Origin of the sequence: Lentzea sp. NPDC003310, from assembly GCF_040610935.1 — a bacterium.
Classification (GTDB): domain Bacteria; phylum Actinomycetota; class Actinomycetes; order Mycobacteriales; family Pseudonocardiaceae; genus Lentzea.
On record NZ_JBEXNC010000033.1, the window covers coordinates 24,938 to 48,447 of the forward strand.

Annotated in this window: 30 protein-coding genes; 10 read left to right on the top strand and 20 right to left on the bottom strand. The window is 69.1% G+C overall.

The window, feature by feature from the left end; all coding sequences use genetic code 11:
• Positions 1 to 885, top strand: coding sequence for a type II secretion system F family protein (locus ABZX02_RS42150; protein ID WP_355307434.1), 885 nt, complete (start codon positions 1 to 3; stop codon positions 883 to 885).
• Between the two features lie 118 nt (positions 886 to 1,003).
• Positions 1,004 to 1,642, top strand: a complete 639-nt coding sequence (locus ABZX02_RS42155; RefSeq protein ID WP_355307436.1) for a response regulator transcription factor — start codon at positions 1,004 to 1,006, stop codon at positions 1,640 to 1,642.
• A gap of 180 nt (positions 1,643 to 1,822) precedes the next feature.
• Here ABZX02_RS42155 and ABZX02_RS42160 read toward each other — a convergent pair whose 3' ends face one another.
• Positions 1,823 to 2,125 (bottom strand): hypothetical protein, encoded by a 303-nt coding sequence (locus ABZX02_RS42160; protein ID WP_355307438.1) that lies wholly within the window; start codon positions 2,123 to 2,125, stop codon positions 1,823 to 1,825.
• A 201-nt stretch (positions 2,126 to 2,326) separates the two neighbouring features.
• Positions 2,327 to 3,166: a PD-(D/E)XK nuclease family protein gene (locus ABZX02_RS42165; RefSeq protein ID WP_355307440.1), complete on the bottom strand. Its 840-nt coding sequence runs from the start codon at positions 3,164 to 3,166 to the stop codon at positions 2,327 to 2,329.
• Positions 3,167 to 3,199: 33 nt separating this feature from the next.
• Between ABZX02_RS42165 and ABZX02_RS42170 the strand changes: the two genes are divergently transcribed.
• A complete protein-coding gene (locus ABZX02_RS42170) occupies positions 3,200 to 3,511 on the top strand; it encodes an ArsC/Spx/MgsR family protein (protein WP_355307441.1) in 312 nt (103 codons plus the stop codon).
• Here the strand turns inward: ABZX02_RS42170 and ABZX02_RS42175 are convergent.
• The 4 genes from ABZX02_RS42175 to ABZX02_RS42190 all read right to left on the bottom strand — a co-directional run bounded on the left by ABZX02_RS42175 (position 3,508) and on the right by ABZX02_RS42190 (position 5,810).
• Positions 3,508 to 4,119, bottom strand: coding sequence for a MarC family protein (locus ABZX02_RS42175; RefSeq protein ID WP_355307443.1), 612 nt, complete (start codon positions 4,117 to 4,119; stop codon positions 3,508 to 3,510). The two genes, ABZX02_RS42170 and ABZX02_RS42175, sit on opposite strands and share 4 nt — an antisense overlap.
• Positions 4,120 to 4,131: 12 nt before the next feature.
• Positions 4,132 to 4,998: a PHP domain-containing protein gene (locus ABZX02_RS42180; protein ID WP_355307515.1), complete on the bottom strand. Its 867-nt coding sequence runs from the start codon at positions 4,996 to 4,998 to the stop codon at positions 4,132 to 4,134.
• A gap of 27 nt (positions 4,999 to 5,025) precedes the next feature.
• The gene (locus ABZX02_RS42185) at positions 5,026 to 5,586 is read right to left on the bottom strand and encodes a PH domain-containing protein (RefSeq protein ID WP_355307445.1); all 561 of its coding nucleotides are present in this window, start codon (positions 5,584 to 5,586) and stop codon (positions 5,026 to 5,028) included.
• A gap of 65 nt (positions 5,587 to 5,651) precedes the next feature.
• Entirely contained in the window at positions 5,652 to 5,810 is a 159-nt protein-coding gene (locus ABZX02_RS42190; protein WP_170067890.1) for a hypothetical protein, read from the bottom strand.
• 140 nt (positions 5,811 to 5,950) lie between these two features.
• Between ABZX02_RS42190 and ABZX02_RS42195 the strand changes: the two genes are divergently transcribed.
• Positions 5,951 to 6,364 (top strand): NUDIX hydrolase, encoded by a 414-nt coding sequence (locus tag ABZX02_RS42195; protein WP_355307446.1) that lies wholly within the window; start codon positions 5,951 to 5,953, stop codon positions 6,362 to 6,364.
• Positions 6,365 to 6,393: 29 nt separating this feature from the next.
• Here the strand turns inward: ABZX02_RS42195 and ABZX02_RS42200 are convergent, their stop codons facing one another.
• Complete coding sequence (locus ABZX02_RS42200) at positions 6,394 to 7,389, bottom strand: DUF2332 domain-containing protein (RefSeq protein ID WP_355307448.1); 996 nt, start codon at positions 7,387 to 7,389, stop codon at positions 6,394 to 6,396.
• Position 7,390: 1 nt separating this feature from the next.
• Positions 7,391 to 7,894 carry a MaoC family dehydratase gene (locus tag ABZX02_RS42205; protein WP_090099673.1) on the bottom strand — a complete coding sequence of 168 codons (504 nt, stop codon included), beginning with the start codon at positions 7,892 to 7,894 and terminating at the stop codon, positions 7,391 to 7,393.
• A gap of 288 nt (positions 7,895 to 8,182) precedes the next feature.
• On the opposite strand from ABZX02_RS42205, the gene corA reads away from it, so the two are divergent.
• Both corA and ABZX02_RS42215 read left to right on the top strand, forming a co-directional pair.
• Entirely contained in the window at positions 8,183 to 9,262 is a 1,080-nt protein-coding gene (corA, locus tag ABZX02_RS42210; RefSeq protein WP_355307450.1) for a magnesium/cobalt transporter CorA, read from the top strand.
• 139 nt (positions 9,263 to 9,401) lie between these two features.
• A complete protein-coding gene (locus tag ABZX02_RS42215; RefSeq protein WP_355307452.1) occupies positions 9,402 to 9,779 on the top strand; it encodes a hypothetical protein in 378 nt (125 codons plus the stop codon).
• On the opposite strand, the gene ABZX02_RS42220 is transcribed toward ABZX02_RS42215, so the two are convergent.
• The gene (locus ABZX02_RS42220) at positions 9,763 to 10,842 is read right to left on the bottom strand and encodes a DUF2332 domain-containing protein (RefSeq protein WP_355307454.1); all 1,080 of its coding nucleotides are present in this window, start codon (positions 10,840 to 10,842) and stop codon (positions 9,763 to 9,765) included. The two genes, ABZX02_RS42215 and ABZX02_RS42220, sit on opposite strands and share 17 nt — an antisense overlap.
• A 65-nt stretch (positions 10,843 to 10,907) precedes the next feature.
• Here ABZX02_RS42220 and ABZX02_RS42225 point away from each other — a divergent pair, with 65 nt between their 5' ends.
• Together ABZX02_RS42225 and ABZX02_RS42230 are read left to right on the top strand one after the other, a co-directional pair.
• Positions 10,908 to 11,564: a metallophosphoesterase gene (locus tag ABZX02_RS42225; protein WP_355307456.1), complete on the top strand. Its 657-nt coding sequence runs from the start codon at positions 10,908 to 10,910 to the stop codon at positions 11,562 to 11,564.
• Complete coding sequence (locus ABZX02_RS42230; RefSeq protein WP_355307458.1) at positions 11,561 to 12,415, top strand: chromosome partitioning protein ParB; 855 nt, start codon at positions 11,561 to 11,563, stop codon at positions 12,413 to 12,415. Before ABZX02_RS42225 ends, ABZX02_RS42230 begins: the two co-directional genes overlap by 4 nt.
• 69 nt (positions 12,416 to 12,484) lie before the next feature.
• On the opposite strand, the gene ABZX02_RS42235 is transcribed toward ABZX02_RS42230, so the two are convergent.
• Both ABZX02_RS42235 and ABZX02_RS42240 read right to left on the bottom strand, forming a co-directional pair.
• Entirely contained in the window at positions 12,485 to 13,477 is a 993-nt protein-coding gene (locus ABZX02_RS42235) for a hypothetical protein (protein ID WP_355307460.1), read from the bottom strand.
• 150 nt (positions 13,478 to 13,627) lie between these two features.
• Complete coding sequence (locus tag ABZX02_RS42240; protein WP_355307462.1) at positions 13,628 to 14,110, bottom strand: SMI1/KNR4 family protein; 483 nt, start codon at positions 14,108 to 14,110, stop codon at positions 13,628 to 13,630.
• Positions 14,111 to 14,162: 52 nt separating this feature from the next.
• Here ABZX02_RS42240 and ABZX02_RS42245 point away from each other — a divergent pair, with 52 nt between their 5' ends.
• Positions 14,163 to 14,465, top strand: a complete 303-nt coding sequence (locus tag ABZX02_RS42245; protein ID WP_355307464.1) for a metalloregulator ArsR/SmtB family transcription factor — start codon at positions 14,163 to 14,165, stop codon at positions 14,463 to 14,465.
• Positions 14,462 to 14,968: an SRPBCC family protein gene (locus tag ABZX02_RS42250; RefSeq protein WP_355307466.1), complete on the top strand. Its 507-nt coding sequence runs from the start codon at positions 14,462 to 14,464 to the stop codon at positions 14,966 to 14,968. The genes ABZX02_RS42245 and ABZX02_RS42250 overlap by 4 nt, the downstream gene beginning before the upstream one ends.
• Here ABZX02_RS42250 and ABZX02_RS42255 read toward each other — a convergent pair.
• The 9 genes from ABZX02_RS42255 to ABZX02_RS42295 all read right to left on the bottom strand — a co-directional run bounded on the left by ABZX02_RS42255 (position 14,965) and on the right by ABZX02_RS42295 (position 23,510).
• Complete coding sequence (locus ABZX02_RS42255) at positions 14,965 to 15,507, bottom strand: hypothetical protein (protein WP_355307468.1); 543 nt, start codon at positions 15,505 to 15,507, stop codon at positions 14,965 to 14,967. The genes ABZX02_RS42250 and ABZX02_RS42255 overlap by 4 nt on opposite strands.
• 511 nt (positions 15,508 to 16,018) lie before the next feature.
• Positions 16,019 to 16,906, bottom strand: a complete 888-nt coding sequence (locus ABZX02_RS42260) for an SDR family oxidoreductase (RefSeq protein ID WP_355307470.1) — start codon at positions 16,904 to 16,906, stop codon at positions 16,019 to 16,021.
• Between the two features lie 273 nt (positions 16,907 to 17,179).
• On the bottom strand, positions 17,180 to 18,364 hold the full coding sequence (gene ugpC, locus ABZX02_RS42265) for a sn-glycerol-3-phosphate ABC transporter ATP-binding protein UgpC (RefSeq protein ID WP_355307472.1): 1,185 nt from the start codon (positions 18,362 to 18,364) through the stop codon (positions 17,180 to 17,182).
• A gap of 8 nt (positions 18,365 to 18,372) precedes the next feature.
• Complete coding sequence (locus ABZX02_RS42270; protein WP_355307474.1) at positions 18,373 to 19,218, bottom strand: carbohydrate ABC transporter permease; 846 nt, start codon at positions 19,216 to 19,218, stop codon at positions 18,373 to 18,375.
• Entirely contained in the window at positions 19,218 to 20,123 is a 906-nt protein-coding gene (locus tag ABZX02_RS42275) for a sugar ABC transporter permease (RefSeq protein ID WP_355307516.1), read from the bottom strand. Before ABZX02_RS42275 ends, ABZX02_RS42270 begins: the two co-directional genes overlap by 1 nt.
• 50 nt (positions 20,124 to 20,173) lie before the next feature.
• Complete coding sequence (locus tag ABZX02_RS42280) at positions 20,174 to 21,427, bottom strand: ABC transporter substrate-binding protein (protein WP_355307476.1); 1,254 nt, start codon at positions 21,425 to 21,427, stop codon at positions 20,174 to 20,176.
• Between the two features lie 166 nt (positions 21,428 to 21,593).
• Positions 21,594 to 22,154 carry a general stress protein gene (locus ABZX02_RS42285; RefSeq protein WP_355307478.1) on the bottom strand — a complete coding sequence of 187 codons (561 nt, stop codon included), beginning with the start codon at positions 22,152 to 22,154 and terminating at the stop codon, positions 21,594 to 21,596.
• Positions 22,155 to 22,234: 80 nt separating this feature from the next.
• Positions 22,235 to 22,834, bottom strand: coding sequence for a hypothetical protein (locus ABZX02_RS42290; protein WP_355307480.1), 600 nt, complete (start codon positions 22,832 to 22,834; stop codon positions 22,235 to 22,237).
• A 37-nt stretch (positions 22,835 to 22,871) separates the two neighbouring features.
• Positions 22,872 to 23,510 (bottom strand): hypothetical protein, encoded by a 639-nt coding sequence (locus tag ABZX02_RS42295; protein WP_355307482.1) that lies wholly within the window; start codon positions 23,508 to 23,510, stop codon positions 22,872 to 22,874.

A 23,510-nucleotide genomic window follows, 5' to 3' on the forward strand; every position in this document is an offset into this window, starting at 1 on the left:
ATGGCGCTGTACCTAGGTCTCGGCTGCCTGCTGCTCGCGGTGTTCCTCGGCGCGTTCGCGGTCATCGCGAAACCACGTGCCACCGCGGCTGCCTCTCTCTCGTTGATCGAGACGAGCTACTCGGCCGCAGTGGTCTCCCAGTCGGAAGCAGTCGTGTCCCCTTCGTGGCTGCGCTCGATCGCGTTGCGACTCTCTCCCGCGGGCGTGGCGGCGGGCCTGCAACGCCGTCTCGACCTGGCGGGCAACCCCGTGACGTGGACGCCGGACCGCGTCCTGGCCGCGAAGGGCCTGGGCCTGCTGCTCGGCGGCGCACTGGGCGCGCTGCTGGGCGTGCGGTCGCCGGGCTGGCTGGTCGCGGGCCTGGTGCTGGGCGCGGTGTTCGGCTTCTTCCTGCCCGACCTGCTGCTGCTCAACGCGGGCCAGAAGCGCCAGGAGAAGATCCGCCGGGCGCTGCCGGACGCGCTGGACATGCTCACCGTGTGCGTGGAGGCGGGCCTCGGCTTCGACGCCGCGATGGCCCAGGTGGCCCGCAACACCTCGGGTCCGCTGGCCCAGGAGTGCGCGCGCGTCCTGCAGGAGATGCAGATCGGCAAGTCCCGCAACGAGTCCCTGCGCGCCCTGACCCTGCGCACCACCGTGGCCGAGCTCCGCGCGTTCGTCTCGGCCCTGGCCCAGGCGGGCGAGCTGGGCGTCCCGATCGCCTCGGTCCTGCGCGAACAGGCCCGCGAGATGCGCGTCCGCCGCCGCCAGCGAGCCGAGGAACAGGCTCAGAAGGTCCCGGTGAAGATCCTGTTCCCGCTGATCACGTGCCTTTTCCCGGCGATGTTCGTGGTCATCATCGGCCCCGGCGCCATCAGCATCGCCCGCGTGCTGATGAACCTCTGAAATTCCCTGCGTGTTGAGGACCTACGACTCTAATCGTCCCTTTTAGTCCCTTCGGTGTAACCAACTGCGGCGTCCGTCCGACAAGCGGGAAGAACATTCCACCCGGGAGGGGCAGCTCATGACCATCAGAGTTGTCGTCGTCGACGGACATGCACTGACCCGCTTCGGCCTGAAGGCACTCGCTTCACCAGACTCCGGCCTGAAGGTCGTGGACGAGGCGCCCACCGCAGCCGCAGCTCCAGCCATCATCGCGGCGGCCGCCCCGGACGTGGTCACCACCGCCGTGGGCCTGCCCGACGGCAACGGCCTGCGCCTGGCCCGAGACCTCCGAGACCGCTACCCGGCCCTGGGCATAGTCGTCCTCACCTCCCACGGCGAGGACGACGTGCTCTTCCGGGCACTGGAAACCGGCGCCTCGGCGTTCGTGGGCAAGACAGCCCCGGTCGACGAGATCCTCTGCGCCATCCGCCACGCCTCGGTGGCCGCCTCGTCGTTCACCGCCACGGGCCTGGCCAACGCCATGGCCCGCCGCCAGTCGGCACAGCTGATCCTGAGCCCACGCGAACGAGAGGTGCTCAACCTCCTGGGCGCGGGCGAGTCGATCCCGAAGATCGCCCGAATCCTGTTCGTCTCCCCGTCCACGGCCAAGACCTACGTGGCCCGCCTCTACGAGAAGCTCGGCGTCTCCAACCGGACGCAGGCCATCATGGCCGCCCTGCGGGCGGGCCTGATCCACAGCGACGCGGCGACCGCCTGAAGCCGCCCGGTCCCCACCGCGGCCCACCGGCCACGCCCCCGGCTTTCGGCACGACCAGCGGCTTCGGCACGACCAGCGTCGAGCGCACCGTTCCTGAGCTCGCCAGCCCTGGGCAGTTCGCCCGCCAACTCGTCAGCCCTTGGCTCGGCGGCTCTCAGCCCACCGGCCCGACTCACCGGCTCAGGCCCACCAGAACGTCCACAGCGTCGCCCCACTCACCACGAACACGGCGAGCGAAGCGACCGGCGCCTTCCAGTCCGCGTATCGATCAGCCACGATCTGCGCCCCGACCACGAGCAACGCCGCCACCACGTGCGCGACGACCGACAACGTCCCAGGTCCGGGCAGATCCCGGGAGTTCGCGTAGAACTGGACGCCGATGTTCCCCAGCGCGAGCAGCACCAAGCCCACCGCGAGCACACCGCTCACGGCGCGCAGGAATCCGTAGGTCCGCGACGGCCTCTTCGCTGCTTCCACGTCCACTCCCGCCACCCTACGGGGCCAAGGGTGTGCAGGCAGTCGTGGCCCGGCCGCACCAGCGAGCCCTTACGCAAAAGCCGCACCCGCCGCTCCCCCGCGCGCCTTCCACATCACGCAACGCGCCAAAGCCGACTTCAGTTCCCGGTTGTCCACAGGCCCGCCACCCAAGCCGCAAGTTATCCACAGCCCAGGCGCCAGCAAGCCCTAAGGAGCCAGCAGGTCCCAAGGCTCCAACGGAGGCACCGCCGCCTGCCCCTCCTCACAACTCCGCCGGAAGTCGCACCACTGGCACTGCCGCCCCGTCACCGGCGGGAACAGGATCTCCCGATCCCCGCCCGCCTTCAGCGTCTCCGTGGCGAGGTCGATCTCGTCCGCCGCCTCCTCCGCCCGCCGGACGTGCCGCGCGAGCGACTCCTCGGTGTGTTCCCAGGTCGCGATCGAGCCCGACGGCAGGTGGTGCAGCTCCACGCGGCGGCACGGCTTGCGCAGGGTTCGGCGGGCTGCCAGGGCGTAGAGGGCCAGCGCTTGCGAGCCTCGGGCGTCGTCCGAGGTGAGGACGTGGCGGCCGGTCTTGTAGTCGACGATCACCAGTTCGCCGTCGCGGTAGTCGATGCGGTCGACCCGGCCCTCGGCCACGATGCGGTCGGTCGGGGAGGAGACCCAGCGCTCCACGCCGAGCGGTTCGAAGTCGACGTCCAGCGACGTCACGTAGTCGTGCACCCAGGTCTGGGCTCGCGCGCGGTATTCGGCGGCCTGGTCCACGTCGCGGAAGCCCTCGGACTTCCACTGCCTGGTCACCAGTGCGACGGCCTGGTCCGGGGTGCGGCGGTCGGCGGGCAGGTCGAAGAGGGCCTTGAGGGCGTTGTGGACCACGGCGCCCAGCGTGTTGTGCGCCCAGGCTCCGCCGCGTGGTGGGGACGGGCGGTCCAGGTACGTCATGCGGAAGCGGCGGGGGCAGTCCGTCCACGTCGACAGCTTCGCGGGCGTGACGCGCACGAGCCGGCGGGGTGCGGCGGTGCCGAAGTCGAAGCCGAGTTGTTCCACCCCAACCAAGTTACTCAGGCACCCTGACAGAAAATGAACCGCATGGAGATCTGGCACAACCCGCGCTGTTCCAAGAGCCGCGCCGCCAAGCAACGCCTCGAAGACGCAGGCGTCGACTACACCGAACGGCGCTACCTCGATGACGTCCCGACGGCGGAAGAGCTCGACCACGTCCTCACGCTGCTCAAGAAGCAGCCCTGGGAGATCGCGCGCACCAAGGAAGCCGCTTACCCGAAGGACCTCGAGCACGACCGCGCGAAGTGGATCGCGCACATGGTCGCCAACCCGAGCCTCATCGAGCGCCCGATCGTCATCGACGGGGACGAAGCCCGCATCGAGCGCTAGACACCCGCCGTGATGAACCCCTGCACGGACGACGCCACCAGTTGCACGGCGATCGCGGCCAGCAGCAGACCGGCGATCTTGGCCATCAGCAGGATGCCGCTCTCCTTGAACACCTTGATCAGCAACCCGGCGGACCGCAGTGTCCCCAGCAGCACGAGGTGCACGGCCACGATCGCCGCGGCCAACGCGAAGTAGGAGCCCCAGCCGTCGGCCTGGCGCACGAACACGATCGTCGCCGCGATCGCGCCGGGGCCGGCCAGCAGCGGCGTGCCCAGCGGCACGAGGGCGATGTTGACGTCCTCCACCTCGGGGTGGTTCGTCGCGCCCTTGCCGGTGAGCAGGTCCAGGGCGATCAGCAACAGCAGCAGCCCGCCCGCGCCCTGCAGCGCGGGGATGCCGATGTGCATGTACGCGAGGATCGAGTTGCCGGCGACGGCGAAGAGCGTGATCACCAGGAACGACACCAGCACGCCCTGCCGCGCCGCCCGTTTGCGCGCCTCGCGCGACTTGCGGCCCACCAGTCCCAGGAAGACCGGCACGGTGCCGGGTGGGTCCATGATCACCAGGAGCGTGATCGAGGCCTCGATGAAGAGCCGCAGGTTGAACACGCGAGCACCGCCCTATCCGACGAGGATCTTGCAGCCTGTCGCCCTCTCGGCCAGAGCATCCAGCATCTCCGGGGCAGTCGTCTCCGCGCCGAGCCGAACCGTCTTGTTCGTGCCGTGGTAGTCACTCGACCCGGTGACGATCAGGCCCAGCGAGTCGGCCAGCAACCGCAGCGAACGCCTGGTCTCGGCGTCGTGGTCCGGGTGGTCGACCTCCACGCCGGCCAAGCCCACCTCGGCCAGCGAGCGCACGACGGACGGCGCGACGACCGGGCCGCGGGAACGGGCGAAGGGGTGGGCGAGGACGGTGACGCCGCCCGCCTCGGTGATCATCTCGATCGCGCGCTCGACCGGGGTGTCGGTGCGGCCCACGTAGTACTGGCCGCCGGTCAGGAACGTCGCGAACGCCTGGTCGACCGACGAGACCACGCCCGCGCGGATCAGCGCCTGGGCGAGGTGCGGGCGTCCGGCCGGCGCGTCGAACGGCAGGCGGGACATCAGGTCGACGGGGTCGATCGGGAAGCCGTCGGCCTGCATCATCTCGGCCATCTTCTGCAGCCGGGCCCGCCGCTCTTCACGCAGGCGTGACTGCTCCTTCATCAACATGGCGTGCGTCGGGTCGTAGAGGTACGCCAGCAGATGAACGGTGATGGTGTGGCCGTAGCCGTCGGGCGAGGAGCACGACAGCTCGGCGCCGCGCACGAGGCGCAGTCCGGACGGCAGCGCCGCCTCGGCCTCGGCCCAGCCGGCCGCCGTGTCGTGGTCGGTGATGGCCACCGCGTCGAGCCCGGCTTGGGCCGCCGCCCTCACCAGTTCGGCAGGGCTGTCGGTGCCGTCGGACTCGGACGAATGGGTGTGCAGATCGATGGCCACGTCGTCCAGTGTGGACGACGTGGTGCACGACCCGTGTTACGGGACCATCTTCTTGCCGCGCGCGGCGCGCTGGGCCTTGATCATCGAGAACCGCTCGGCCTGGGCCTTCTTGTCGCCGAAGGTCAGCTCCGAGATGGCGTCGTAGACCTCTTCGGGGTCGGGCAGGAACTCCAGGCGGTTCAACGCCTGGATCTGACCTGCCGACTCCACGATGAGCGTGCCGTAGCCGAACATGCGTCCGCCGACGGTGCGCTCGTAGGTGAGGTCGGTGACCTTGCTGATGGGCATCATCGCGACCTTGGTCTCGAAGACGCCCGACGTCAGCATGAAGCGCTTGTCGGTGACGACGATGCGCTCGACCCACCACTCGATGATGAAGTAGGAGAGCCGCAGGAGGACCAGCAGCGCTCCGTACCAGAGCACGTTCTGGAGCACGGCGGCGTCCGCCGGGAGCAGGTAGGAGATCATCATGAAGCCGGCGAGCAGCGCCGCCGCCTCCAGGACGTCCCAGATCAGGTAGGACCAGTGCCTGCGCACACGGATGACCCGACGCTCGCTCGAGAGCAGGTAGTCGTCCGGATCACGTGGTGCGAACATGCGCTACCAGCCTTTCCTGGTGCCAGCCAGTGCCTGTCCCTGCTCCTCGGGCGAACCCGCGGGAACTAGAACAATTGTCGCACGAAGGTGATCAGGGCCTCAGCCGCAGTTCGCAGCGAGTTGAGGATGTTCTGCACGAGTTGGGCCGCCTGCTGGGGCTCCGCGATGAGGAAGAAGAGCAGCAAGGCGATTCCAGCGAAAGTGAGAATCTTCTTCAAGTTCACGGTGTCCACCCCGTCCGCGTCGCACCCGTTTGGCGCCGTTCGTGACCGTTGTACAGCACCATTCGGCACCTTGGGAGATTTGTACCGCAGCCGGGGTAGTGGACAGCACCGCCGATCCGGTGTGACTACGCTTCGTGATCGTGACGCCCAGCAGCAAGCGCACCGTCCGTTGCGTCGGAGCCGTCGTGCATGACTCGTTCGGGCGACTACTGCTCGTGCGACGCGCCAATCCGCCTGGTGAGGGCCTGTGGTCGGTACCAGGTGGACGCGTGGAGCCTGGTGAGACGGATGAGGCGGCCGTGACTAGGGAACTAGTCGAGGAGACGGGACTCTCCGTGACCGTCGGCCGCCTCGTCGGCCACGTGGAGCGACCGGCCCCGAACGGGGTTTTCGCGATCTTCGACTACGAATGCCAGGTCACGTCGGGTGTGCTCCGAGCGGGCGACGACGCATCGGATGTCGCTTGGGTGGACAGTGCGACCTTGGACACACTCCCCACGACGGACGGGCTCGTGGAAGCGCTCTCCGAGTGGAACTGCCTGCCCAGGGCCTGATCAGGGTTCACGCGATCGGGGACGGACGTTCAGCGCCAAACGAGACGTTGCCCGTGGGCCTCGGTCGTGGCGAGAACAGTCGTCTCCGCGCCGGATTCACCGATGCGGACGAGCCGCAGCTCACCGGCCTCGTGCGCGGCCCACCAGACAGGTCTGCCCAAAGCGGACAAGGCGGGCACGAGGTCGAGGCCGGACCCGCTCGTGATGACGACGAGCGGCGCGTCGACCGGTTCGACGGCCTTGGCGAGGTCCGCGACCGGGTCGCCGGCCACCAGGCGCGGCGGGCTCTTGCGCAGCACCCCGCACGCCACCCCGAACAGGCGCAGCTTCTCCGGCTGGTCGGCCCAGACGCAGGCCTCCAGCCACGCGTAGGCGTCCTCGTCGGCCAGGTCCGCAGGCGCGACGCCGATGCCCGCCTTCGCGGCCACCTTCACCGTCTTGGGCAGCTTCGGCAGCGCGGCACCGGGCGCGAGCTCCAGCGCGCAGTGCAGCCCGAGCGCCGCCTTGGCCGGTCCGGCGACGACCTGGCCGGCCTCCGCGGTCTGGTAGCGGTACGAGTACTGGTCGAGCCCGAGCAGCAGGCCCGCGGTCGTCGCGACCTCGACGAGCCCGATCGGCCCGCCCGCCTGCTTCGCCGCGGCCGCGACGGCCGGGTAGAGCAGTGCCGCGCGCCGCACCTCGTTCGTCTGGACGACCTGCGAGGCCACCAGGGCCCGGACGCGGTCGCCGCGCTCCAGCAGGAAGTCCCGGAACAACGGCCAGGTGCTCTCGTCCGCGCCGTAGGTCCCGCCGAGCGACGGGTAGTAGTTCGAGAGCTGGTGGAACGGCTCGGCCTGCACGAGCCGGTGGGCCGCCGCCAGCAGGAGCTCGCCCGTGGCGTTCTCCTGCTCGGCGGCGGTCAGCAGGTCCGCGACCTCCGGATCCTCGGCAGCGCGCGACGCGAGGTGCTCGTAGAGCGGCGAGATCGCCGCGGCCTCCTCCGCGAACTCACGCAGACGACGCTGTGCCAGGTCCAGAGAAGTCACTTCACTCCTTGGGTTCAGGGCGCCCCGGCTGCTCGCCACCGCGGGCCTCGCCGTAGGACTGCTTCGGCACCATGACCTTGCGCCTGAAGATGCACACGACCGTGCCGTCCTGCTTGTAACCGCGAGTCTCCACGTAGACCACGCCCCTGTCGTCCTTGGACTTGGACGGCGTCTTGTCGAGCACCTCCGTCTCACCGTAGATCGTGTCGCCGTGGAACGTGGGCTTCACGTGCCGCAGCGACTCGATCTCCAGGTTGGCGATCGCCTTGCCGGAGACGTCGGGCACGGACATGCCCAGCAGCAACGAGTAGATGTAGTTGCCGACGACGACGTTCTTGCCGAAGTCCGTCGTGTTCTCCGCGTAGTTCACGTCCATGTGGAGCGGGTGGTGATTCATCGTGAGCAGGCAGAACAGGTGGTCGTCGTACTCCGTCACCGTCTTGCCAGGCCAGTGCTTGTAGACCGCTCCGACCTCGAACTCCTCGTAGTACCGACCGAACTGCACCGCGCCTCCAACTACGTGTGATCGAGATCTGTCCCGGGTGGGGAGACAGTCTTTACGCGGAGGGAGTACCCTCGGCAACCGGTGTGTGAGGATTTCCACCACCAGTGACCTTCGCCCCGAGGAGGTGAGGACCCCTAAATGAGCAAGGACCCCCACCCTGCCAGTACCAAGCGCGTCCTCACCGAGGTGGCCTTCTAGCTCCGTCTAGAACGTTCCAGTTCCACCAGGTCAGGGCGCCCGTCGTGCTTTCGCACAACACGTCGGCGTGTGTACCTGGAGGAACTCACCATGCCCAGCCTGCCCTCGATCCGCGGACGAGGCTCCCAGCGCGGCCCCGTCGGGCAAGTCCCGCACGTCCCCGTCCCGCTGTCGCACTACGTCGTTGACTGCGCGGTGTACGTGGACGGCAAGCGCTTGCCCGGCCGCTGGACGCACACCGATGCCGTCAAAGAGGTGCGCAAGCGCAAGGACGGCTTCGTGTGGATCGGCCTGCACGAGCCGGACGCGGAGCAGATCGAGGGCATCGCCGAGACGTTCGGGCTGCACGAGCTCGCGGTCGAGGACGCGGTGCACGCGCACCAGCGCCCGAAGCTCGAGCGGTACGACAACACGCTCTTCATGGTCTTCAAGACCGTCCGCTACGTGACGAACGAGTCCCCCGACACCGCCAACGAGATCGTCGAGTCCGGCGAGATCATGGTGTTCCTGGGCAAGGACTTCGTGATCACCGTGCGGCACGGCAACCACTCCGGCCTGTCCAAGCTCCGGCACGTGCTGGAGGAGGACCCGGAGCGGCTGGAGATCGGCCCGTCGGCGGTGATGCACGCGATCGCCGACCAGGTCGTCGACAACTACCTCGAGGTGACCGACCACATCGAGGACGACATCGACCGCATGGAGGAACGGGTCTTCGCGCCGCGCACCGAGGTGAGCGCGGAGCAGATCTACATGTTCAAGCGCGAGGTCGTCGAGCTGCGCCGCGCGGTCATGCCGCTAGCGAACCCGTTGCGCCGCTTGGCGGAGGGCTACACGCCGCTCATCCCCGAGCAGGTGCGCGCGTTCTTCCGCGACGTCGACGACCACCTCACCGAGGTCTCCGAGCGCGTCACCGCGTTCGACGAACTGCTGACGACGCTGGTCGACGCGACGCTCGCGAAGATCACGCTGCAGCAGAACACCGACATGCGCAAGATCACCTCGTGGGTCGCGATCATCTCCGTGCCCACCATGGTCGTCGGCGTGTACGGCATGAACTTCGACTACATGCCCGAGCTGAAGTGGAAGTTCGGCTACCCCCTGGTGATGACGCTGGTCCTCATCGCCTGCCTCACGCTCTACCGAATATTGCGCCGAAATCGCTGGCTCTAGTCCCGGTTTCGCCCGCTTTGCTCGCAGTAGAAGAGGTGTGTCATGACCAGAATCCTCACCAACATCCGCTTTTGGATCCTCGCGTTCCTGCTCTGCTGGATCACCACCGTGTTCGTGCTGATCAGCGGGACGCCCTGACGTGCACCGCCGCCTGACCAACCTGCGGTTCTGGATCCTGGTCTTCGCCGTGGGCTGGCTCGCGATGGTGTTCGTGTCGATCGCGTTCTGGCCCGACCCCGGCGCCGAGTCACCGGACGAGCTCGCCGCCGAGGTGACGAACGCGTTGCGGGCGCACGACTTCCACAAGCTGGAGCCGTTGCTCGCGGTGGGCGGCGAGGACGTCGCGAAGTCGACCGCGGACCAGTTCCGGACCGCGCGGGTGGAGAGCGGCGTCTACCGCGACGGCGCGGTCGTCATCGCGTACACGCACGGCGGCACGCGTGCGGAGTTCCGGCTGCCCGTGGAGTTCTCCGACGGCCGGTACGTGATCAACCCGGTGGTCACTCCCAGGGGGTGACGTCCCAGGTGAACGGCGTGCCGTGGCCCGCGCCGTGGCCGAGGTTGAGCGAGACGCCGGCGGGCCAGAGCTTGAGCAGCAGTTCGAACCGGTAGTCGTCGTCCGCCCGGCGCGGCTCGAACACCAGCAGCGCCAACGGTGACGTGGGCGTCGCCTTCGCCGCGGCGTCGGCCAGCACGGCCCGGCCCATCGCGCGGTCCGCGGGCGAGACGTACTGCCACACCACGGAGTGCCAGACGACGGTGAGCACGTCGCGTTCGGCGCGGGCGAGGTGTTTCGCGAGCCATTCCGGTCCGGCCGACCGCTCCACCCTGACGGGGTCGGTGGCGGCGAGGTCGAGGGCCTCGTTCAGCCGGTTCCACCGGTCGACCTGGTCCGCCCAGACGAACGAGCTCAGGTGCAGCCGTCCGTCCTCTGTGGACACGTCGACCGGACTGAGGTCGCAGCCCGCCCTGCCGACGACGCGCAGCCGGTGGTCCAGGTCCGCGGGCGGCCTGCCGGTCCACTCCGGGTCGAGGACCAGGAGGCTGTCCGGGTCGCCGAGCACCCGGTCCGGCAGCCGGTAGCCGACGTGGTGGGGCCGCAGGTTGAGGCCGCCGCTCGCGCCGACCTCCAGCAGCCGCACGCAGAACGGCACGTGCCGGCCCGCCGCCTTTGCGGCCTCCTGCGCGGCGACCAGCAGGCCGCCGTAGAGAGGCGCGCTGCGGCCGGGTTCGTTGGTCTGCACGACCGTGCCCTGGACGCGCTGCCGGAGCAGGTCGGCGTGCTCGGTGAGGGCCGGCAGCGCGTCCTCCCACAACGTCGCCAGGTTCGGCTGGCCGCCGACGGACGGGTAGTGCTTCGCGAGGCCGGGCGCCCGGCCTTCAAGCACGAGCCGGTGGACGGCGCCCGCGAACCGCAGCCCGGGCACGGAGCCCTCCCGGTCGCGTTCGGAGCCCACCATGATCGTGGTCGTGACGCCGCCCCTCGCGAGGTCGGCGGCGGCGTCGGTGAGGAGTCGCTGGGTCAGCGGACTGCGGTCACGGCACCCGTGGGCGGCCGCGGCGAACAGCTCGGCAAGCACGGAGCTAACGCTAACGGCAGCGCCGCCACCCGTCATGTGGTGAAAGACCTCATTACAGTGCTGGAATGGCTCGGATTCTGGCTGTCGCGGACGAGGTCGTCGAACAGCTGTGGACCGATCAGGTGCACCAGCACGGCGACGTGGACCTGATCATCGCGGCGGGCGACCTGCCGTTCGACTACCTGGAACACCTGGCCAACGCCCTGGACAAGCCGCTGGTGTTCGTCCCGGGCAACCACGACGTGGACCTGTCCGGCTACTTGAACGTGCGCGGCCTGTGGACGAAGGCGGGCGTGCCGGTGCGCTGGCCAGGACCAGCCGGTGCGGTGAACGCGGACGAACGCGTGGTCGACGTCGCCGGCCTGCGGATCGCCGGTCTCGGTGGTTCGATCCGCTACAACAAGGGCCCGAACCAGTGGACGGAACGGCAGCAGGCCCGCCGCGCCCGCCGGGTGTCCCGGCTGGCCGGGTGGCGCAGGCTGCGGGACGGACGTGGCGTGGACATCCTGCTGACCCACTCGCCGCCGGTGGACTGCGGCGACGAACCCGACGGGCCGCACCGCGGCTTCGACTGTTTACGCGGACTTGTCTCGCGCCTGCAGCCGACGTTCATGCTGCACGGCCACATTCATCCCCACGGCCACGCACGCCCGGACCGCGTCCTGGGCTCGACCCGCGTGGTGAACGTGATTCCCTCGAAGGTGCTGGAGGTGACGCGATGAGACGGGACACGGGCTTCCCCGTGGCGGACGCCGAGAGCGACTTCCTGCGGGCCCGCCGCCGCCAGGTGATGTCGCGCCTCGCGACCTGGCTGCGCCGCGAACCCGACGACGTGAACATCATGCTGCCGTTCCACGAGGTCGTGGAGGCCCTCGGCATGGCGTCGGAGAAACGCCTGGGCCTGCAGTCGATCCGCCTGGACTCGATCGTCGGCAGCGTCGACCGCACCCGTGACTTCGACCGCCGCTTCCGCCCGACCTCGGGCCGCGTCCGCGAACGCTGGCAACGCCTCGCCCTGGCCGCCCGCCGCGGCGAGAGCGTGCCGCCGATCGAGGTGTACCGCGTCGGCGAGCTGCACTTCATCATCGACGGCCACCACCGCGTCTCCGTGGCGCACGCCCTGGGCCTGGAGGTGATCGACGCGTACGTGACGCAGGTGATCACCCGCCTCAACTCGTCGGGCATCCGCTACCGCGGCGACCTGATCGTGAAGGACTACCGCCGCCTGTTCCTCGACCGCGTGCCGCTGGCGGGCGAGTCCCGCGCGGCCGTCGTGCTGTCCGACCCGTGGGACTACGCGCGGCTGGGCGAGCACGTCGAGGCGTGGGGGTTCCGGCTGATGCAGGACAGCGGCCAGTTCCTGGACCGGGCGGAGGTGGCGCGCCGCTGGTACGCCGAGGAGTACCGGCCCGTGGTGGCGATGCTGCGGCAGGCGGACATGATCGGGGACCGGACGGAGACCGAGGCGTACATGTGGGTGGCGGCGGAGCGGTACCGGCTGATCCGGACGCACCGGTGGGACGCCGAGGTCATCAACGCTGTGCGGGAGCACGGGAAGGGCGGCAAGGCCTGAGACGTGGCGCGGCCAGCTGGTCAGGCACGCGAGCACGGACATGCCGTCCGGCGTCGCACCCGCACGCCGTCAGCGCGGCGCCACGCGTGGACTGTCCGCGTCCGGCAGGGGACGCGCCTGGTCCAGCACCTCGTCGGTGTACTTGTCGAGCAGGCGCGTGCCGATCTGCTGCGCGTAGCCGAAGATGACCGCCCACAGCAGCAGGGCCGCCGCCGACGGGATGCCGATCAGTCCGCTGGTCACGCCCGCTCCCAGCGCCAGGATGCCGACCACCGCCAGTGCCGCGCCGAGCATGATCTTGATCAGAGCCTGGTAGCCGATCATGACGTACGGCGAGAGCGATGGCCGGCGGCGTAAGAGCAGCACCACCGCGGCCAGCACCGCGCCGAACGAGCCGAGCACCTGCACCAGCCACACGTCCACACCGGACGCCTTCGCCGTGCCGCCGGGACAGACCGTCGGCAGCGCGTTCTCCTTGGGGTCGACGCACAGCGGGATGATGCCGGGCTTCACGATGCCGACGACGCCGAGCACCGTGTTGATCACGAACAGCACCAGCGACGCGGCGATCAGCTTGTTGCGCAGCGCGCGGGAACCGGCGTGCGCGAAGTCCGAGTTGTCGTAGGCGGCACGGAGGGCGTCCACCACGATCGCGCGCTCCACAGCAGGCGTGAACTCCCCCGGCCGCAACGCCTCCAGCGCGCGGCGGCGCGGATCGTCGTCGTCCAGGTACTGCGCCACGCGCGCCTGCAGGCCTGGCAGCCGCCCGAGGAAACCGCGCTCCGCCGAGATCGTGGCCACCTCGGCCTCGTGCAGGGCGCGCCAGGCCCGTTCGATGTGCCAGCCCGACCACCACGACGGCAGCATGCGCCACCACGGCTCGCGGGAGTTGAGCATCGCCTCGACCACGGCGGCCTGCTCCTCGGCCGTGCGGCGCCACACGTCGCCCTCGGGATCGACCGGGTCGGACGGGCCGAGCGCAGCCAGATCCGCGCGGACCCGGTCCAACCGGGACTGCACGACGAGTCGCCAGTCGGTGACTCTGGGTTTGCGTTCGGCCATGTCCCGATGGTGACAGGCACCCCCGACAATTTCGGCCACCATCCGTGTGACGTGCGAAAACGTCACCAGAACGCCCCAACGCGTGATCAGGTCAGCCGAGCGGCTCGAACACGGTGCGTTCACCGTCCTCCGGCCCGAACTTGCACAGGTTCACCGTCGGCACCGGCCGCCCGCCCAGCCAGTCGAGGACCGTGCCGGCGAGCGCGACGGCAGTGGCGGCTCCTGCTCGTCGTCTTCGAGGTAGCGCGCCAGGAAGACCAGCGGCCACCGGTCCGGGTCACCAGTCGTGAGCCAGCCAAGCTTGTCCCCCTCCACGTTCTCGCCGAACGGCAGGAACCCGCCGGGCTCAGGCCACATCGGCAACGACGGACCTTCGTCCAGGAACGCGGCCATGTCGAGCGCGTCCGCTGTCGCCTCGCGGGCGAGGTGCGTGAGTCCCTGCGGGTCCAACGGGGTCCACAGGTTCAGGCACCGCGCGAACGTCCCGCCGCCGTAGGTCTCCATGAACTCCACGTAGTCGGCGGGCAGTCGCGTGCCCAGCTCGGCCTGCACCCACTCCCACGAACGCTCCCCCAGCACGGGCCGGGCAGGCGGCGCGACGAGCGTGCACAACGCCTTCAGGTCGTTCCGCATCGACACCTCACATAACATTGCGCTTATATACGTAAGAAGTTATAAAGAACCCGTGGATGTCTTCGAGGCCGTGGCCGAACCGAACCGCCGGCACCTGATCAGCCTGCTGGCCGAACGCGAACGCACCGCGGGCGAGCTCGTCGACAGCCTGCCGACCCTCACCCAACCGGCCGTCTCCCGCCACCTCCGCATCCTCCGCGAGACCGGCCTCGTCGAGGTCCGGCCGGACGGCCAGCGCCGCATCTACGCGCTCAAACCCGATGGCCTGCAACGCATCGACGACTGGATCACCCCCTACCGCCGCTTCTGGCGCGACCACCTGGCCGCACTCGAAAAGCACCTGGAGAGCGAATGAACGACCTCGGCACCGTCACCGTCGAAGGCGCGCACGCCACCCTCACGTTCCACCGCAGGCTGGGTTTCCCGATCGACCGCGTCTGGGCCGCCCTCACCGACGACGTCGAGCGCAAGGCGTGGTTCGGCGAGGGAACCGTCGACCCGCAGGGCGGAGAGGTCGTCATCGAGCCCGAGGACCCGCCCGCGCCGATGGAGGCCAAGCGTGTGACCGGGCGCATCCTGACGTGGCAGCCGCCGGAGAACGGCCGCGCGGTCTTCGAGCACGAGTGGCACCAGCGGATCGTCGAGGACGGCGTCGTGCGCTACGAGCTCACCGCGGACGGCGACGAGACGCTGCTCAGGTTCACCCACACCGGACTGTCCGAACGCAACGCGAAGGGCTTCGCGCCCGGCACGCATGCGTTCTTCGACCGGGTGGACGCCTTCCTGCGCGGCGAGACGCCGCCGGGGTGGAGCGAGCGCTACGCCGAGGTCGCGCCCGCCTACCCGTCGTGGCGTTAGGACCGCGCCATCTGCTGCGCGGCGGCGAACCGCTTGTTCGGATCACCGAGGTACGCCCACGGCCACCGCGCGGCACGCTGCCCGCTCTGGGCGAGGTGCAGGGCCAGCCGGTCCTTCGCCTCGGCCTGGAAGTAGAACATCGCGAAGATCTGGTGCGCCCACAGCGAGTACGGCTGGTCGGCGGCACCGGCGAGCAGGCGGTCGGACACCGCGTCGACCTCGGCGCGCTGCTTCTTCCAGTACGACAGCGTGGCGATCTCCCACTTGCGCGCCCACTTGCCGCTCTTCGCCATCTTGTCGAGGTGCATCTCGAGGTGCGCGATCGGCACCAGCGCGAGCAACGGGTGGCCGTCCGGCAGCCCCTGGACGCCGGCGCGCGCGAAGGCGAACATCTCCTCGTGGCTGCCGTGCCACTTGGCGGTCTTGGTCTGCAGTCGCCGCCAGGTCGCGTTGACCAGGTCCGGCACGCGCTTCACGACCTCTTCGTAGACCTCGGCGGCCTCGTCGCGGTGCGTGGGCGCGCCCAGTGCCACGGGCATCAACGCCGCCCACGGTGCCACGTCGTCCGGCGCCAGTTCCGCGGCGCGGTGCAGGGTCTGGCGGGCGCGCTGCGTGAAGTTGCGCAGCCCGGCGAACTGGGCGTCGGTCGTCTGCGCGGCGCGCTTGCCGCCGCGCTCCCTCCCAGCCCGCGGTCGTCTGCGCGCTTCCGAGCAGCAGCAACAGGTTCACGTCGTCGGGCCGCTCCTCCTCGGCGGCGAGCAGCGCGGGCAGCACCACGTTGCCGGCGGCGCCGAGGACGTCCACTGCGAGCTCGCGGCGGTGCGGCTGGTCGCGGGTGGCGGCGATCAGGTCGAGCGCGGGGCCGAGGTCGCCGGAGACCAGCCGGAGCGCGGCCTGCAGGAGTTCGGGGTCGTCGAACGCCGTGTCGACGTAGGAAGGGAGCAGCGAAACCACGCGCGCAAGCTAACACCGGACCCGGCGACCGGATCCGCAGTTGACCAGGTGGGGAAGGCGCCACCCAGGGCACCGAGCGGTGCCTCCCCCACCTGCTCAGGCGGTCTGCGAAGGCTCCACCAGCGCACGGAGCCGGGGAGGCATCCTCTTCTCCAACCCGTACGGTTCGAGGTGCGCCTGCAGCACGCCCGTGAACGCCCGCTCGACCGAAGCGGTGTCCCAGTTGTCGCTCTCCAGGATCGGCTGCTTGAAGTACGGCTGCCCCACGATGTGCAGCTGCCGCCCGTTGCAGCGGATGACCTGGCCGGTGATGCCCTCCGCGCGGTCGGAGAGCAGGAACAGCACGAGCGGCGCCACCTTGCCCGGCGTCCGGTCGGCCGGAATGGCGCGCAGGGAACGTTCCGACTTCCACACCATTCGCGTGTGCGCGACGGGGCACACGGCGTTCACGCGGATGCCTTCGGCTTCCAGGTCGAGCGCCCACGAGTAGCTCAGCGACGCCACCGCGCCCTTGGTCGCGGAATAGGTGGCGAGTTTGCGCTGGCCGAATGACGCGCCGGAGGAAATGTTGATGATGGAACCGCCACCGGTGGCGCGCATCGCCCGCATCGCCGCGATTCCGACGTAGATGACGCCGAGGACGTTCACCTCGACCACGTGCCTGATCGTCTCGGGATCGTCTTCCCACGGCGCGGTCTCGTAGTTCAGGCCCGCGTTGTTCACGAGGCCGTCGACGCGGCCGAACTCGTCCACGCACAGGTCGACGATCTTGGCCGCCTCGCTCGGGTCCGCGACCGTGTGGTTCGAGGCCACCGCCCGCCCGCCGAACTCGCGGATGTGCTCGGCGACCCGTTCCGCCAGGTCACCGTCGTTGTCGTTGACCACCACGGACGCGCCCGCGAGGGCCGCGTGCATGGCGTAGGCCTCACCCAGTCCTCGGCCGGCTCCCGTGATGACGACCGCTTTTCCGTCCAGGATCCCCATTGCACGCTCTCTTTCACTCGGGCGGCGGTTCCCCTGAAGCCCCCTGTGGTTCCTAGTACCCGCCTTCGACAAGCGTGCGGACGATCCGAAGGTGTGAAGTACACGTTTCGATGAGATGTCGCTGCCGAGCGCCCAGTGGTGAAGGGAGTTCGGCAGAGCAGATGACCGCGACTGATCGGCCCGTCGGGGCCGGAGTCTTTTGTCCTAACCCGATCGAGTGACACGGCAAAGGCCGCCTCCCCTCGCGGGAAGGCGGCCTTCAGAAACGAGAATTCACCGTTCCGTGTAGGTCAGGTTCTTGCCGCTGGACGGGTCGAAGAGCTGCACCTTGTCCGCGTCGAACCAGATGTCCGCCGAGGCGCCTTCCACCGCGCCGGACGCCGAGGACAGCCGCGTCACGAGCGAGATGCCGTCACCCGGCACGTCGTCCGATCCCGCGTCCGCCGCGAGCTCCTGGAGCTCCGCCGAGGCCGCCTGCTCACCGGTGAGGTTGAAGTAGGCGTACTTGTCCGAGCCCATCGACTCCAGCACGTCCACCTGGGACGTGAACTTGCCGCCCGCCGACAGCTTCGCGGGCTCGACCAGCGCCGCGTCCTCGAAGTGCTCGGGGCGGATGCCCAGGATCACCTCGCGGGGCGCGTCGGCGGCCTCGACGAGCTGGCGGACCCGGTCCGTCAGCGTCACGTCGCCGATGACCGACCGCAGCGCGCCGTTCTCCAGCGTGGCCGGCACGAAGTTCATCGACGGGGAGCCGATGAAGCCCGCGACGAACAGGTTCGCCGGCTGGTCGTAGAGGAACTGCGGCGCGCCGATCTGCTGCACGACACCGCCGCGCATGACGACGACCCGGTCGCCGAGGGTCATCGCCTCGGTCTGGTCGTGCGTCACGTACACCGTGGTCGTGCCGAGCTGCTTCTGCAGGCGCGACACCGAGGTGCGCATCTGCACGCGGAGCTTGGCGTCCAGGTTGGACAGCGGTTCGTCCATGAGGAACGCCTTGGGGCTGCGCACGATCGCGCGGCCCATCGCCACGCGCTGCCGCTGGCCACCGGACAGGTTGGACGGCTTGCGGTCGAGGTGCTGCGAGAGGTCGAGGATCTCCGCGGCCTCCTTGACCTTCTTCTCGACCGTCGCGTTGTCGACCTTGGCCAGCCGCAACGGGAAGGCCATGTTCTCCTTCACCGTCATGTGCGGGTACAGCGCGTAGGACTGGAACACCATCGCGATGTCGCGGTCCTTGGGCGCCTTCTCGTTGACGCGCTGCCCGCCGATGCGCAGCTCGCCGTCGGTGATGTCCTCCAGGCCCGCGATCATGTTGAGCGTGGTGGACTTCCCGCAGCCGGACGGTCCGACCAGGATGATGAACTCGCCGTCGGCGATCTCCAGGTTGACCTCCTGCACGGCCAGGGCGCCGTCGGGATACCTCTTGGTCACCTTGTCCAGAACGATCTCTGCCATTGGTCAACTCACCCCTTGACGGCGCCGGAGGTCAGGCCGGCGACGATCCGGCGCTGGAAGAACAACACGAAGAGGATGATCGGGATCGTGATGACCACGGCGGCCGCCGCGATCGACCCGGCCGGGTCCTCGAACTGCGAGCTGCCGGTGAAGAACGACAGCGCCACCGGCACGGTCCGCGACTGCTCGGTCGAGGTGAGCGAGATCGCGAACAGGAAGTCGTTCCAGCAGAAGATGAACACGAGGATCGCCGTCGTGAACACGCCCGGCGCGGCGAGCGGCGCGATGACGCGGCGGAACGCCTGCCCCGGCGTCGCTCCGTCCATCTTGGCCGCCTTCTCGAGCTCCCAGGGGATCTCGCGGAAGAACGCCGACAGGGTGTAGATCGCGAGCGGCAGCGCGAACGTGATGTACGGCAGGATCAGGCCGGGCCACGTGTCGAAGAGGCCGAGCGAGCGCTCGATCTCGAACAACGGCGACACCAGTGAGACCTGCGGGAACATCGCGATCAGCAGCGAGACGCCCACCAGCAGGTTCTTGCCGGGGAAGTCGAGCCGCGCGATGGCGTAAGCGGCCATCGTGCCGAACACCACGGCGATCGCGGTCGCGATGAGCGCGATGCCGATGGAGTTGATCAGCGCCCGCGTGAACTCCGACGTCGAGAAGATGTTCTGGTAGTTCTCCAGACTCCACTCGCGCGGGATGAAGTTGCCGTCCGCGAGCGTCGCGGACGACTTGAACGACAGCGACACGATCCACAGCACCGGGAACAGCGCGTAGATCACGACGACCGCGTTGAGGACACCCCAGCCGACCTTCTTGCCGGTGGTCTCCGCTCCTCCGATGCCAGCCATCAGCGCTTCCCCCCGTCGTCACTGCCGGGGGCAGCGGTGCCGAAGAGCTTGATGAACACGAACGCGATGATCGCGACCATGATGAATATCAGGACGGACATGGTCGACCCGATACCGAGGTTCAAGCCCTTGATGAGGTTGTTGTAGGTCAACATGGACACCGACGACGTGCCCTGCGAGCCCGCGGTGAGCACGAAGAGGTTGTCGAAGATGCGGAACGCGTCGAGCGTGCGGAACAGCAGCGCCACCAGGATCGCCGGCTTCATGATCGGCACGGTGATCTTGATGAACCGCTGCCACCCGCTCGCGCCGTCCATCGCGGCGGCCTTGAGCAGGTCGTCCGGCACCAGCGCCAGGCCCGCCATCAGCAGCAGGGCCATGAACGGCGTGGTCTTCCAGATCTCCGCGATGCTCACGACGATCAGCGCGGGGACCTTCTCCGTCAGCACGGGGTCGCCGCCGAGGGCCTCGGCGAGGTAGCCGGTGCCGGGCGTCCAGGCGAAGCGCCAGGAGAACGCGGCCACGACCGTCACGATGCCGTACGGGATCAGCGTCGTCGTGCGGACGATGCCCCGGCCGACCAGCGCCCGGTGCATGATCAGCGCGAGCGACATGCCCAGCACCAGTTCGATCGCGACGGTCACGACCGTCAGCACGACCGTCACCCACACCGCGTCCCACCAGTACGGGCTCGACAGCACGGTGACGTAGTTGTCGAACCAGATCCACTCGGTGCGGTCCGGGAACTTGAGGTCGAACCTCTGCATCGACAGCAGCAGCGAGTAGAGGATCGGCCAGCCCGTGACCGCGACCATGGTGATCGCGGCCGGCGCGCAGAGCAGCCAGCCGAGCCTGCGCTCGGCCTTCTTGCCCTCGCTCAGCGCGGCCTTCTTCTTGGGGGACACGGGTTCCGGCGCCGCCGCGGCCGGTGCCGTGTCCTCTGTGGTCGCGTGACTCACGGCAGCACCCCCTTCGAGTCGAGAGCGTCCTGCAGTTCCTTGCGCAGCCTGTCCGCCGTCGCCTGCGGGTCGATGCTCGCGGGCGGCGACAGGATCGTGGAGATCACCGTCGAGACGTTCTGGTAGGCGGGCGTGCGCGGCCGCACGCTCGCGTTCTTCAGCGTCTCCTTGATGTCGTCGCGCATCGGGTACGCCTCGGCCATCTCAGGCTCGTCGTAGACGGCCTCGATGGTCGGCGGCACACCGTCCTTAAGCGCGGCGAGCTTCTGGCTCTCCGCGCTGCGCAGGCACAGCACGGCGTCGAACGACTCGTTCGGCTTCGTGGTGTAGTTGCTGACGGCGTAGTTGATCCCGCCGACGGTGACCTTGGACTGCTCACCGCCGACCGTGGGGTACGGCGCCCACTTGAAGTTCTTCGCGAAGTCCGGCTTCTTCTGCGCCGCCGCGTAGACGTACGGCCAGTTGAGCTGGAACGCCGCGTTGCCGCCCTCCATGGCGAGGCGCGCGTTGTCCTCGGCCGCGTTGGAGAACGACGGGTCGATCGCCTTCGACGTGGCGAGCTTCTTCAACGCCGCCAACGCTTCCACGGCCTTGTCGTCGACGATGGCCTTGGTGCCGTTCTCGTCGAGGATGGTGCCGCCGTTGGAGTTGACCAGGGTGTTGTACAGCACGACGAGCCCCTCGTACTGCTTCCCCTGACCCACGATCTGACCGGGCTTCCCTTCCGCCACCAGCGCCTCGGCCATCGAGATCATCTCGTCCCACGTCTTCGGGGGCGTGGGAACGAGGTCCGAGCGGTACCACAGGAGCTGGACGTTGGTGTTGTCCGGAGCCCCGTACAACTTGCCCTCGTACGTCGCGGTGTCGAGCGGCGTCTTCAGCGTGCCGTTCTCCACCTGCGACTTCACCGAGCCGGTGAACTCCTTGATCCAGCCCGCCTTCGCGAGTTCCGCGGTCCACGTGACGTCCAGCCCGAGGACGTCCATGCTGTCGTCCTCCGCGGCGAGTCTGCGCACCATCTGCTCGCGCTGACCGTCCGCCTCACGCGGCAGCTTGTTGTAGACGATGTTGTACCGCCCGCCGGCCTTCGCGTTGCAGCTGTCGACGATGGCCTGGAAGTTCTCCTGGGGGTACTTGTAGACGTTCACGGTGATGCCCTGGTCGCCAGACCCGCACGCCGAAAGCGTTCCCGCCGCGAGTACCGCGGCTCCCACTCCGGCGGCGAGTCGATAGCGCCTTGTCGCACCCATCGGCCCTGCCTCCTTCCCGACTGCACGGAGGAGCCAGACCGCAGCGCCCGGCACCTCGTCGTGCCACCGTCCGCACCGGGCGGGCGGTCAACCGAACCTAGGCCCGGTGATCAGGAGCCGCAACCAAAGGAAGCAACGATTCAGAACCAATGACCTTATGAAACCTTTAAGAGCTCGGGTTCGCGGGCCGCATCGCGAGCCTCGCGAGCAGGTCACGGCCCTTCTCGGCCGACTTGGGGTGGCAGAGCACGTCATACCTGTTGGCAACCAACTGGGACGCGGACTGGAAGTCCCGCTTGCCCTTGGCCGACCCGTACCCGACCGCCGCGAACACCAGCCCGAAGAACACACCGGTGATCAGACCCGTGAGCACCGGCCCGACCGTCACCCCGGGCTCGGGGCTGAAGAGCGTGAGCAGCAGCCCGACGAACAGACCGAACCACGCACCGCTCGCCGCGCCGGTCATCAGCACCCGGCTCCAGGTGAGCTTGCCGGTGATGCGCTCGACGAGCATCAGGTCCACCCCGACGATCATCACGTCCTGGACGGTGAAGTCCTCGACGGCCAGGTGGTCGACCGCGCGCTGGGCTTCCTCGTACGTGGCGTAGGAGCCGATCGGCCAGCCCGTGGGCGGGGTGGGCAGGCGGGGAGGGACGCCGGGCCGGTTCGGGTTGGCGAACGGACTCGTCACGGGGACCACCTCTGTCGGACGCGCTGATCGTTCCATCCTGCCAGTGCCCGCTACGGCGTGCCTTCATGCCCACGGGTGTTTTGCCGGAATGCCACCCGCGCCCGGCGGAACGACCGTCAGCCGGGGAACGCGATGTCGAACCGGTGCACCAACGCGCGGTGCGAACGCGCGTACCCGTCCCGCACGTCCACGATCCGTTCGGTCTCCTTCTGCAACGCCTCCCGCGCCGCCCCGGTGTTCCCGCCCAGCACGTGGACCACCGCGAGCTTGCGCGCCCGTTCGAAATCGAGCAACGACTCCGGCTTCGCCACGAGCTCACGCGCCAACGCGTCCCACTTCGCGTACTTGTCGATGTACGGCTTGCCGTGCTTGAGGACCGCGTCCACGAGCGACGCGGCGACGGGCGCGTGGTCGCCGCCGGGCGTGAAGGTCCACGTCCAGACCGGCTTCTCGGGCATCAGGGCACCGAGCGGGGTCGAGATCACCGGCGTGGTCGGGATGCCGATGCCCAGCGTCCGGCAGACCTCCTCGTAGTGGCGGAAGCAGACGCCGACGAGCGGGGTCAGGTCCAGCGCGCCGGCGATGCGGAAGCCGAGCCAGCCGGAGACGCCGCCACCGCGTTCCTGGAGCCAGACGTGGCCACGGCGGAGGAAGCCCGTGGGGCGCAGGGCGGTGTCCACGGCCATGAGCACATCGGTTTTCGGTGAAGGCCTCACGAACCACAGGGTCCCAAACGAACCGCGATCCCGCTGTTCAACGCGGCCGTGCGACCACCTGGTCCGCCGGCGGGAGCCGGGTCGGTGGTTCGTCGGTGGTCCAGGCGAGTTCGACGGCCGACAGCCGTCCGCCCGTGACCCAGAGCAGGATCTCGCCCACCCCGGACACCTCCGCGGCGACCGGCAGGACGCCGTCGGGGACGTCCGCGGGCTCTCCGCCGGTGTCGAGGTCGAGGCTGGGTGCGCCTTCGTGCCAGGGCTTCAGCACGGTCACGTGGTCCAGCTGCGCCCGCAGGGCGGCGGCTCCCGTGATGTCGGTGGCGAGGATCCGTTCCAGGACCGCCCGCTCCGAACCGGCCAGCGGGCGCGGGCGGCCGTCGAATGGCAGGAGGCGGAGCAGTTCCGCGGCGAGCACGCGGAGGGCGGCCCACTGCGGTGAGCACTCCAACGCGTCGACGTGCCAGACGGGACTCGGGCCGCTCATCGCGTCGAGCAAGGCGTCGATGCGGTCGACCAGCGCCACGGCCTCGGCGTCGAGCTTCACCAGGTGCGGGCGCACGTCGTCGAACTCCAGCGCGAGCTCGTCCGCCGACGGTGCCGTGCCGATGGACTCCAGGTAGCTCCGCTGCGCCGCGGCCGGCAGGGCGAGTCTGCGCACCGGGTCGGAGAAACCCAT